Here is a 10,917-nt window from a genome sequence, read left to right as displayed (position 1 = left end):
ATGCCGCGTTTTTGGAGTGCCTTCAAAAAACCGTTGAGCTCGTCACCGGTCTTGAACTGTTTAAAAAAATTGTCGTCGAATAATTCCTCGTTCTTCATAATGGTGTGAAAATTTAAAGTTAAAAAAATAGCGGGGGCATGCCCCCGCTATTTTTTTATTTACACACTTTATGAGATAGTCCCTGAATAGATCTTGGAATTTTCTGCAATCAATTATATTTAAAACTAGACTAACATATTCCTGGCTTCGACTAAGTTCAGCCCTTATCAATAGTCCACTACTAATCACACACGAATCGTTAGCTTTGTAAAAACCTACATCACATGATTTACAGGTCAAAAAATGGGTTTACAGTAATTAATGATTTTTTAAAATCGAAATCATGAAAAAGATTGTTTTTGTATTACTTTTAGCAACAATACCGGCACTTACGTTTGCTCAATTAAATGATAATGGAAAATCGAGCAAAACCTCAAGCAAAGGAAAAGGGTATCCAGAATTCAAAAATACTTTGATGTATTATTCTCATATTCCATATAGCCCATATGGCATTAAGTATTCATATTGTAAATCTTGGGGATTTTATGTAAGTGCAACATATGATTTTGAAACGGTGGAAGGTGATGCATTTCTAAATGCTGGCGTCGTTAAATCTATTACTAATAAATTACGTGGTTATCTTGGCTCAGGTTATAATCCTCTTTGGGATGAAGCCAGCGTAGAAACTGGGGTAACTTTCGTTTTTGGAAATTTTGCTTTAGATACTGGAGGAGGATTCAACTTTACTATACCGGAATATAGCTACATAAATTTAGGGGTTGGATTTAATTTCTAACCTATACTGGCACCTAAAACATTGTATTAAAAATCCTTAATTTTATAACCACATTCATTCCATCCCCAACTCCGCCAACACCGGTAAATGATCCGAGATATGTTTGTTGTTTTCCATACGGTCATCAATATGGAGATAGCTTCTTACCATTAAATTTTCCACAAAAATATAGTCGATACGGCGGTCCAAGACCATATACGGGTCAAAGCCGTTAAAGGTACCCGTAGGGCCATAAAAAGAGGCTTGGGTAGCGCTTTGCCCGTCCGTAAGCTCCCGTTGCATCAACTGGATGGGTTCGGAGTCCGGCTCCAAGTTAAAATCTCCCGTCACCACTACAGGCAGGTTTTGGGTGTTCACCGCTTTTATCTTCTGTAAAATGAGGTTTACGCTCTGCTTCCGGGCCTCGGTGCCTATATGGTCAAAATGGGTGTTGAACACATACAGTTCCTTCCCGCTTTGAATGTCCTTAAACCGTCCGTAAGTACAGATACGCTCCAAGGCCGCATCCCAACCTTTGGAAACTTTTTCCGGCGTGGGGGACAACCAAAAGGTATTGGCGCTTATCAGTTGAAAATGTTGACTATTGTACAAAATAGGGGAGTACTCGCCCTTTTGTTTGCCATCGTCCCGGCCCACACCAATATAACCGTAATCCGGCAAGTGCTCGTCCAAATATTCCAATTGGTTGTGTACCACCTCCTGCATGCCCACAAACTGGGACCCATAGTGCTGGATCAATTGTACCATGGCCTCCTTTCTAAAATTCCAGTTGTTTACGGTATCGTTTACATTATCGTATTTAATGTTGTAGGACATGACATTAAACACTTGGGAATACCCTAGGACCGTCATAAAAACCATCAACATGGCAAAAATTCCTTTTTTCATCTTGTATGCTGCGTTAGTCCGTTTTGTATTTGTTGAACCAGGCCAATACCGAGGCGATCTTGGCGACCAAATTGCTGGGTCGGTTGGCGATACCGTGGCCGGAGCCGGGAATACGTACCATGGCGGTTTCCACCCCTTCCAGCTTTAATGCGGTATAGAATTGCTCCGATTCCGCAATGGGGGTTCGATAATCTTCCTCGCCCGTGAGAAGCATGGTGGGCGTGGTTACATTGCCCACATAGGAGAGGGGAGAGCGCCTAAAATAGTTTTCCGGATCTTCCCAAGGTTTCTTCCCAAACCAGTATTTGGAGAAGAATGCTGGGCTATCAGCATAAAGTACAAAACTCGTCCAGTTGATAACGGGCTTGGCCACTACGGCGGCCTTAAAGCGGTCCGTTTTGCCCACGATCCATGCGGTCAACACGCCGCCACCGCTACCACCGGTAACAAACAGGTTATCGGCATCCACATAGCCTTTGGCAATCACGGCATCCACACCGCTCATAAGATCCTCATAATCATGGTTGGGATAATCGTGGTGGATGAGGTTGCCAAATTCCGCCCCGTAACTGGTACTGCCGCGCGGATTGGAATACAATACCACGTAGCCGGCAGCCGCATAGGCCTGAATCTCGGCACTGTATACGGAACCATAACTTTGAAAAGGTCCGCCGTGGATTTCCAGGATAAACGGATATTTTTTGTTCGGGTCAAAGTTGGGCGGGGTTACGATCCACCCTTCTATTTTTCGGTCGTCAAAGGAAGAGTTCCACCAGATTTCCTCCACTTCGCCCACATTGCGAAACGAGAACAGGTCGTCGTTCAAATAGGTAAGCCTTTTGGTTCCCTTTTTATCGGCTACGGCCAAATCGGACGGATGTTGCGTACCGCCCAGGGTATAGGCAAACTTGCCGTTGTTGGACACGGTAAAGTCGGCCGCATTGTAGGGTCTTCCAAGGGAAAGTCCGCCAAGGCCTTCGGCGATGGTCGTTACCTTTCCGTCCAATGTGATGTGTCCAATTTTGGAATCGCCTTCTTCATCGTACTGAAAATACAGTCCTTTACCGTCCGCTGCCCACTGTATATTGCCCATGTCACGGTCAAAATCGGCCGAAAGCAATCGGGAATTGCTACCATCGGTATTCATTACGTACAATTGGGTCAATTCATAGCCCTGAAAGGTATCGTCGTTCCCCGTGTAGGCGATCAGAGAACCATCGGGGGAAAGGGTGGGCGAACCATCGGGACCAAAACGGTCGGTCAGCGCGGTTACGCTATGATCGCTAAGGTCTAATTTGTATACCTCGGAGTTGGCCGGTTCAAAGGCTCCTTCGGGGTGGAAATTGGCCGAGAAATACAGGCTTTTTCCATCCTTGGACCACACGGGTGCGCCATGATCGTATTCTGAAGAAGTCAACTGCTTTGGGGTCCCCCCGTTGATGGAAAGGGTAAACAGTTGGTCGTTGCCTGCTTTCAAATAGCCCTGACCGTCACCCCGGTAGTTCATTTTATCGATGTAGGTAGGCGGGGTGTTCCATTTGGCACCTTCCGGTTTTGCGGGCATTTTAATGAGGGATTCGTCCGTGGCGGGCACGAACATATTGAACGCCACGTAGCGGTCATCGTGCGACCAGATTACGGCACCAGGTGCCTTGGGCGTATTGGTCAACGGGGCCGTTTCTTTGGTATCCACCCACATGAGGTATAGTTTCATTTTATCATCGGCCATGTTGGACTTAAAAATGATTTTTTTGCCGTCGTGCGACCATCGAGGGTAGTAGTCGTTGTGGTTCCCTGTCGTTAAGGGTCGGTTTTGGCTGCCGTCAAAATTCACGATCCAAAGGTTGGACAGGTTTTTGTCCGTCATGATGTCCTTAAAATTCCTAACGTAGATGATTTTGGAGCCGTCGGGCGATATTTGTGGGTCAGATACAAACTCGTAGTCGAAGATATCCGTGAGTTCGAGGTTGGTTTTGGTCTGTGCCGATACAGTGGTTAAACAGAGGAGAAAGGCGATGATGCCGATACAATTCTTCATATGTTGGTGCTTGTTTAGTTTGAAGCATCAATTTACGGATTTAAAGGTTATTAGTTAAAGGTTTTAAGTTCTAAGTTATTAGCTATGGGCAATTAGCTGTAGGAGGTTGGCAGTCGGTTTAATCGGTAAACAGTAATCAGTAATCAGTAAACAGTAAACAGTAATCAGTAATCAGTAATCAGTAAACAGTAATCAGTAATCAGTAAACAGTGTTCATTATTCAGTAATCAGTATTCAGTAATCAGTATTCAGTAATCAGTATTCAGTAATCAGTATTCAGTAATCAGTATTTAGTAATCAGTGAATAATAAACAAGTACTAGTGAACAGTTATTAGTTGGCATAACTTGTTTGCTGGTTTACTAAACCTACAAAATACTATTTCACTAACTCACTAACCCACTAACTCGCCAACTCACTAACCCACTAACCCATAATTCACCAACCCACTGACCACTAGTTCACTAATAACTAACTACAATTTTACTTACCTTAAGGCTATGAAAGAGAAAATCCACTTACATCAGATACATCCAGTCCTTCCCGTGTGGGATGTTTTGGATGCGCTGGACTTTTATGTAAACCGATTGGGATTCCGGATTGCCTTTGCGGACGATTCAAAAAATCCCAAATATGCAGGCGTCATTCGGGACGATGTAGAGATCCATTTACAATGGCACGACCGAAAGGAATGGGATTTTGATATCGACCGGCCCATGTTGCGGATCGTGACACAAAATATTGAAGGACTGTACGACGAATTTGCCGAAAAGGACGTGTTCCATTCCCATACTTTATTACGGGAAACGGCATGGGGCACCAAGGAATTCGCCTTCTACGATCCTTTTAAAAACGGCCTGACTTTTTATCGGGATATGTCGAGTGTATAGTTAATTGAATATTGATAGATTATTGATTTTAAATTAAATAGCATATAAATGAAAGTATTATTTATTGGGGGAACGGGAAACATCAGTACTCCGAGTAGTCGGTTGGCGGTCGCCAAGGGAATGGATTTATACCTGCTGAACAGGGGCAAGGCCAAAGTAGACATAGAAGGCGCCCATTCCATCATCGGTGACATCAACAAACTGGAAGACCTAACCGAATTAAAAAAACACGATTGGGACGTGGTGGTCAATTGGATTGCCTTTACCCCAGCCGATATTGAGCGTGATCTGGAACTTTTCCAAGGAAAAACGAAGCAATATATTTTTATCAGTTCGGCCTCTTGCTACCAAACCCCATTGACCTATCCGGTCATCACCGAATCCACTCCGCTCCGTAACAATCTATGGGATTATTCCCAAAATAAAATATTGTGCGAAGAACGGTTATTAAAAGCCTATCAGGAAACGGGTTTCCCCATGACCATCGTACGACCTTCCCATACCTATGACACGGTTACGCCATTGGCCATAGGAGGTTTTGATAAATACAATGTTATTGACCGCATATTAAAAGGTAAGGAAATCATTGTGCACGGTGATGGTACCTCGTTATGGACGGTGACCCATGCCGATGATTTTGCCAAGGGTTTCGTGGGATTGTTGGGCTTGACTACGGCCATTGGGCACGCTTTTCATATTACATCCGATGAGGTGTTAAGTTGGAACATGATTTATAAGATTACGGCGGAAGCCCTGGGGAAGGAAGCGAACATGGTTCATATTGCGTCCGACTTTATCTGTAAAATCGAGCCTTCCTTTACAGGTAGTTTGCTGGCCGATAAATCCGAAAGCGTGATTTTTGATAATTCCAAGATCAAGACCTTCGTTCCCGGTTTTAAGGCAACGATTCCCTATTCCGAAGGCATCAAACGCACCTTGGCGTGGCTTCATGAAAAACCGGAACGGCAATGGATAGACCCCGAAACCGAGGCAAAAATCGAAAATGTATTGAGAGCTTATAAGTCACTAGCTTGATTTCAAAAGGATGTATACTTTTTATTTTATTGGGAAGGACAGTCCAAAGGCGAATATGCCCACTATTTGCTCCACTGTAGGTTGGGAATAGAAGGCAAGACCAATATCAACATTGTTCCTTTTCCCCAATTCTACACCAAAAGAAATTGGGAGATGTGGAATTATTCCGCGTTTTTCAACATCCGTGAAGACGGTATATGTGTCAAATTTACCAATGGAAGTTCCTGCACCCAATTCGATATATGGGGCGAACCACGGAATAGGTGCCCTTATTCTTGCTTTTCCACCGAGCATGAGGGCTTTTGTCTCCGCTTTTTCACTAGATGCATTTCCATCAAAGTCGTAACCCTGTGAACCTGTCAAAACCAGCCCAGCATAAGGTCGCAACTCTACCCATGAAGCGAGTTTTAATATGAGTTCACCTTGGGTAAAAAGACCAGTATTACTTGGGTCTTCTGCACTATTAAAAGGCATACTTGCAACAAATCCAATTTGAGCACTGATGGATTTTTCCTTTATGAACTGCGCATTGGATAATTGTAACGATAGCACCAAGAGTAAGGCACAGATAAAGTGTTTTTTCATGTATTCTGATACGTAAATTTTAGGCATTAAAACTAGTAGATTTTAAGATCCAAATAACATTTTTAACGACGTCAAAAGCATTATTTTTTAGCTTGGAATAAGTCTTTGTTATAGCCGATTTTCCTAATTCAAGTTCATATATAAACCTCTTTTTGGCAAATCTTTATAGAAATTTGATAATGTAAAATTCCCTAAGATGAGTAAAAAAACAAATAAATGGCTCATAAAGCTTTAATGTAGTATCGAAGCTAGCTAATCCAAAAAGCAACTACCGCAGATAACTTGCTCCGTTGACATCGATGATGGTACCCGAACTATATTCCGCCCCCTCTGAGGCTAAGAACAGAATCGCATGGGCCACTTCTTCTGGTTTGGCCATCCGTTGAAAGGGCGATTCCCGCAAAAGGTTTTCCCGTTCCTTGGGCGTTAGGGCTTCAGCGGCCATGTCCGTATCCGTGAACCCAGGGGCTACGACCCCAACATAAATGTGATGGGGTGCCAATTGCTTTGCCAAAGACTGACTTAAGGAATTTAGGGCCGCTTTGCTGGCCCCATAGGCGGGCTGAACAGGTTCCCCTCTGAAAGCGCCTCTGGAAGAAACGTTGACAATGCGTCCGCCACCCTGCGCTATCATGGCTTGAACGGCCCAATAGCAGGTGTTTGCCACTGCTGTCAGGTTGGTGCCAAGGATGTCTTCCCAAGCTTGGGTCCACGTATTAAAATCGACCTCGTCGATGGCGTGGAACGCTCCAATACCGGCATTATTGACCAAGATATCCAGTTTACCATAGGCCTGTACGAAATCCTCTATCAAGCTTTTGGTATCCTCTTTGACCGAAACATCGTACTGAAAGAGTCGGTGACCCTCACCCGGTAGTTCCGCTAGGGTTCTTTCCGCCGCTTCACGGTTGTTTCTAAAATTGATGCCCACCTGTGCACCTTTGGCAGCAAAGGCTAGGGCCGTGGCCTTTCCAATACCCCTGGAAGCCCCAGTGATCAATACCTTTTTGTTCTTAAAATCCATAATCCAAGTTTAGATAGCTTAATAATCCAGTTTCCTAAAGTGCGACCCACTTTTATCCCTTCCAAGAAGGGAAGCGTCTTAATTATATCCGGTACATCTATTCATCCTCTCGGCAGGGCAAGAGTCTTGATTTTCACAATCCGAAACTACTCCCTTGTCAAGAGGGGAGATGCTATATTCATTACTTAATCTGTTCCCCTCTCTGGAGGGTTTTGGGGTGGGTCAAACAACTCGATTTCATTGTATCAAGGACCCAGTTTTTGATAATTTCCCGTTCTTATTCTATTTTCAAGATAGTAATTTGAGTTCGCCCTGCTTCAAAATCCATCGGAAAATAGGGGCTGTATAATGGTCCGCTAGGTATATGCCATAGCAACGGCGGTTACGATACTGATGGCCCCTAAAAGCAACATGATGACCGTCGGTTTCCAAACAAATCGGAACCACTTGTTATAGGGAATGCCACTAATGGCCAATATGGCCATGAGGGCACCGTTCGTAGGAACGAACATATCCCCAATGATGGCGCCATATTGATAGGCCAATACACAGGTCTGTCTGGACAATCCAATTAAATCCGACAGGGGTACCAAAATGGGCATGGTCAAAATAGCCTGACTCGTGTAACTGGGAATGGGGAGGTGTAAAATGGCTTGTGAAACCATCATCAGTACACCGGAAGCCGAAGCGGACACATATTTTAAAGGGCCAAAAAGTCCGTACACAATGGTGTCGATGATCATGCCCTCTTTCAGGACCATGGAAATGCTGTTCGCCAAGCCAATGATCATGGCCGCAAAGATCATTTCCTTAAATCCGGAAACGAAGGCTTCGCCCGTACCATTGGCACCCAGTTTTCCCAGAAGTCCGGAGGCAACGCCCAAAGCAAAGAAGGCGGCGGAAATTTCCATATATCCCCAATCCCACTGCAATAGCCCGTAGGTAACGATTCCAAAAACAAGGCATAACAACCAGAGTATGATTTTAGAACTGAGCCCCATCTTTTCGTCGGAAAGGCTTGTATCCTCCTTTTCTATTTTATGATTTTTAGTATAGTATATCAAATAGGTCATCCAAATTAAAAAAGCAATACATAGTACGATCATGCGAAATCCACTCCCGGATAGTAACGGAATACCCGCTTCCTTTTGGGCAACGATCACCCCAAATGGGTTCGAAGGGCTAAAGGTACTGCCAATGACCGTGGAGCCATAACTCATGGAAACGGTGGTAAAGCTATTAAAGCCCATACTTTTTCCAAAAATGAGCAAAACGGGGGTCATGGCAATGACTTCCTCCTGCATTCCAATGGTTACGCCGGCGGCCGTAAACAACAAGGACACGATTACCAAGGAAAGCATTTCCTTCCCCTTAAGCAACCGCACCAGTTTATGAAGCCCCTTGGAAAGGGCCCCTGTCCTTTCAATAACGTAAAAGCATCCACCCAACAGTAAGATAAGAATGACCACATCTGCCGTTTCCGCGATGCCCCTTGGTATGGTCAACATCATATCAAAGGCGGATAAGTGCTGACCCTGAATTTCTTGGTATGAATTCCCCACTACCGTAGTAATTCCAGATGCTTCATCCGTAATACGTTGATAGCTTCCTTGGGGGATGATGTAGGTAAGGGTCCACGCCAACAGTATTCCTCCAATAATAATGACAAAGGCATTTGGAAAGTTTTTCATAGTTGGTTTGATTGGTTTTCGTCTATTTCACGGTCCTTTTTCATCTATAGTTGTTTCCTTCAAGATTTTCTGTATTAATATTTTGGCTTGGGTATAGGCAATTTCAAACTCTTTAAGGACGTAAAGTTTGTCATCGATATAGTTTTCAAATTGAATATTTTGAAGCAACGATGCATTGTTCATTTTTAGTTGTGAGCGCCTGTATGGAAATATTTTGGATTTGGTATCTATGTTTCTGAGCGAACCATGTTCCCGAATATATTCAATCAAATTGACATTCGTTTTTTCGGTTTGATCCATCGTTTCCTGCAATTCCTTAAAAAATCGGGACCAATTGAACAATAGAATCTTAAGCTCCGGATTGTTCAATTTTGAGAGTCCACCAGAGTTTTGCAGGTCGTTCAAAACAAATTCGCTGGGCTTCCAGGAAGGACTTTCTATGACATGGTGCAAAAGGCTGTCTATTGGGTCGGTTTCTTGAAAATCCTCTTCCTTGAACTTTGCAAAAATGGTTTCCGTAGCCAAAATGGTGCGTTTCAAAATAGTATTTATGGAATCCAAGTCCCTTAAATTTTCTTGGAATTCAGTGTTTAGATTTTGCACGGTAATTTTTTCCCGATTATTCTCCAAACGTTCCTCATTCCAGTTATTTATTTGTAGCGCGATTAAAATACCGATGACTACGAGTACAATCTCGCCAATAGCATATCGAAAATATTTGGAGGTTTTGTTTTCCATGATGAGATTCTGCCGAATTTTTCTAAAGAATTTAATCATTGTTTATGCCTTCTAATAACATATTTAGACTCTCAAGTTGTACCATTGTGGACATTAAATCATTTTGTTTACCTTCTTCATTACCAATTAAATAGCGCAAGTCATTTTTTAAACTTTCATCTTTAAGCAATGCTTCAACAACCGATTTAGCGTAATTATGGTCCAGTTGTATATTACATTCCTTTGGTAGCTTGGGGAAGTAACTATTTCCGGTTTTTACATAAGTATCTCCACAGGCTAATCTAATCTTTGCCTGAACGTCATCAGGCATTTTTCCTCTTAGATTCTTTCTATAGGTGTTTTCAAGTATAGCAACGCCAGATTCTGACCACTCAATATCATAATATCTAATTAATGCGGTCTTTATACTATCGTTTTGGATGAGGTTGATTTGACCAGAAGAAATTAACTCCTGATAGGTTGATGACGCAGAATAAGGGTCTAGAAGCTGGCTAGCCTGATACATATCTACAAGATTGGCAACAGGATCAGGGTTAGCATTGGAAGAATTTTCAAAAACGGCGACAGCAGATTTGGCATGTTCGCTAACCTGTTTGGAATAGTTTAAAGTGGCTTCAATTATTATATTTTCTTCCTTAACATCATCTAAAAGACGCTCATAGTATTGAAATTCTAAATTCTTGTTGAGACGATCTTGGTTCCAATTATTTATTTGAAGGGCAATCAAAATACCGATGACCACTAAAAATATTTCGCCAAGTGCATAGAGCATATATTTGGAAAACCTGTTTTCCTTGAGCAGCTGCTGGCGGATTTTTCTAAAGAATTTTATCATTTTACTGCAGGTTTGGTTTCCTGAAGAATTTCTTCAATCAACATTTCAGTTTCATCCAACCTATCCATTATATTTTGATGCAGCCATAAGGAATTATCCAACAAATTTTCAAATTCCACTTTCTGAAACAAGGGATAGTAGTCCGGTTTCACCGTTGATTGCCCAGACCATGGATAATGGGTGCAAAAAACGGTCATAGTATACCACTAAAAACGGATTAAAGTGAACCACCCAAAACGGACTAAAGTGAGCCACCTAAAACGGGTGAAAGTGAACCACTAAAAAAGTCGATTCTATTTGTAAAAAGTCAAAGGTCTTTTTTTGTTAAAAAGACAATGGCTAATAAGCAAATAGATATG

Annotated in this window: 11 protein-coding genes; 3 read left to right on the top strand and 8 right to left on the bottom strand. The window is 42.7% G+C overall.

From position 1 onward, the window contains the following. The first annotated feature begins 382 nt into the window (after positions 1-382). Positions 383-835 carry a hypothetical protein gene (locus BFP75_RS07260; RefSeq protein WP_099544581.1) on the top strand — a complete coding sequence of 151 codons (453 nt, stop codon included), beginning with the start codon at positions 383-385 and terminating at the stop codon, positions 833-835. Positions 836-889: 54 nt separating this feature from the next. On the opposite strand, the gene BFP75_RS07255 is transcribed toward BFP75_RS07260, so the two are convergent. Next, complete coding sequence (locus tag BFP75_RS07255; RefSeq protein ID WP_240531723.1) at positions 890-1,723, bottom strand: endonuclease/exonuclease/phosphatase family protein; 834 nt, start codon at positions 1,721-1,723, stop codon at positions 890-892. A gap of 13 nt (positions 1,724-1,736) precedes the next feature. After that, positions 1,737-3,761: a S9 family peptidase gene (locus tag BFP75_RS07250; RefSeq protein WP_099544580.1), complete on the bottom strand. Its 2,025-nt coding sequence runs from the start codon at positions 3,759-3,761 to the stop codon at positions 1,737-1,739. A 499-nt stretch (positions 3,762-4,260) separates the two neighbouring features. Here BFP75_RS07250 and BFP75_RS07245 point away from each other — a divergent pair, with 499 nt between their 5' ends. Then, positions 4,261-4,650, top strand: coding sequence for a glyoxalase superfamily protein (locus BFP75_RS07245; RefSeq protein ID WP_099544579.1), 390 nt, complete (start codon positions 4,261-4,263; stop codon positions 4,648-4,650). Between the two features lie 48 nt (positions 4,651-4,698). Next, positions 4,699-5,685: an SDR family oxidoreductase gene (locus BFP75_RS07240; protein ID WP_099544578.1), complete on the top strand. Its 987-nt coding sequence runs from the start codon at positions 4,699-4,701 to the stop codon at positions 5,683-5,685. Positions 5,686-5,706: 21 nt separating this feature from the next. Here BFP75_RS07240 and BFP75_RS07235 read toward each other — a convergent pair whose 3' ends face one another. From BFP75_RS07235 to BFP75_RS07210, 6 genes are all read right to left on the bottom strand, one after another. Next, positions 5,707-6,297, bottom strand: coding sequence for a hypothetical protein (locus BFP75_RS07235; RefSeq protein WP_240531722.1), 591 nt, complete (start codon positions 6,295-6,297; stop codon positions 5,707-5,709). A 241-nt stretch (positions 6,298-6,538) separates the two neighbouring features. Further along, complete coding sequence (locus tag BFP75_RS07230) at positions 6,539-7,294, bottom strand: SDR family NAD(P)-dependent oxidoreductase (RefSeq protein WP_099544577.1); 756 nt, start codon at positions 7,292-7,294, stop codon at positions 6,539-6,541. Between the two features lie 356 nt (positions 7,295-7,650). After that, entirely contained in the window at positions 7,651-8,985 is a 1,335-nt protein-coding gene (locus BFP75_RS07225; RefSeq protein ID WP_099544576.1) for a YfcC family protein, read from the bottom strand. Positions 8,986-9,012: 27 nt separating this feature from the next. Further along, positions 9,013-9,762, bottom strand: coding sequence for a DUF6090 family protein (locus BFP75_RS07220; protein WP_123803355.1), 750 nt, complete (start codon positions 9,760-9,762; stop codon positions 9,013-9,015). Then, positions 9,755-10,558, bottom strand: coding sequence for a DUF6090 family protein (locus tag BFP75_RS07215; protein ID WP_099544574.1), 804 nt, complete (start codon positions 10,556-10,558; stop codon positions 9,755-9,757). The genes BFP75_RS07220 and BFP75_RS07215 overlap by 8 nt, the downstream gene beginning before the upstream one ends. Next, the gene (locus tag BFP75_RS07210) at positions 10,555-10,755 is read right to left on the bottom strand and encodes a hypothetical protein (RefSeq protein WP_099544573.1); all 201 of its coding nucleotides are present in this window, start codon (positions 10,753-10,755) and stop codon (positions 10,555-10,557) included. Before BFP75_RS07210 ends, BFP75_RS07215 begins: the two co-directional genes overlap by 4 nt. Positions 10,756-10,917: the final 162 nt, after the last annotated feature.

Source organism: Maribacter sp. 4G9, assembly GCF_002742265.1.
In the GTDB taxonomy this organism is placed as follows: Bacteria; Bacteroidota; Bacteroidia; order Flavobacteriales; family Flavobacteriaceae; genus Maribacter.
The sequence above is the reverse complement of the archived record's forward strand: the minus strand, read 5'-3'. Positions and strand labels throughout refer to the sequence as shown.

Bases quoted from the DNA above. Each gene is read 5' to 3' on its own strand.
- BFP75_RS07260 (WP_099544581.1), top strand. From the start codon at position 383: ATGAAAAAGATTGTTTTTGTATTACTTTTAGCAACAATACCGGCACTT.
- BFP75_RS07255 (WP_240531723.1), bottom strand. From the start codon at position 1,723: ATGAAAAAAGGAATTTTTGCCATGTTGATGGTTTTTATGACGGTCCTA.
- BFP75_RS07250 (WP_099544580.1), bottom strand. From the start codon at position 3,761: ATGAAGAATTGTATCGGCATCATCGCCTTTCTCCTCTGTTTAACCACT.
- BFP75_RS07245 (WP_099544579.1), top strand. From the start codon at position 4,261: ATGAAAGAGAAAATCCACTTACATCAGATACATCCAGTCCTTCCCGTG.
- BFP75_RS07240 (WP_099544578.1), top strand. From the start codon at position 4,699: ATGAAAGTATTATTTATTGGGGGAACGGGAAACATCAGTACTCCGAGT.
- BFP75_RS07235 (WP_240531722.1), bottom strand. From the start codon at position 6,297: ATGCCTAAAATTTACGTATCAGAATACATGAAAAAACACTTTATCTGT.
- BFP75_RS07230 (WP_099544577.1), bottom strand. From the start codon at position 7,294: ATGGATTTTAAGAACAAAAAGGTATTGATCACTGGGGCTTCCAGGGGT.
- BFP75_RS07225 (WP_099544576.1), bottom strand. From the start codon at position 8,985: ATGAAAAACTTTCCAAATGCCTTTGTCATTATTATTGGAGGAATACTG.
- BFP75_RS07220 (WP_123803355.1), bottom strand. From the start codon at position 9,762: ATGATTAAATTCTTTAGAAAAATTCGGCAGAATCTCATCATGGAAAAC.
- BFP75_RS07215 (WP_099544574.1), bottom strand. From the start codon at position 10,558: ATGATAAAATTCTTTAGAAAAATCCGCCAGCAGCTGCTCAAGGAAAAC.
- BFP75_RS07210 (WP_099544573.1), bottom strand. From the start codon at position 10,755: ATGACCGTTTTTTGCACCCATTATCCATGGTCTGGGCAATCAACGGTG.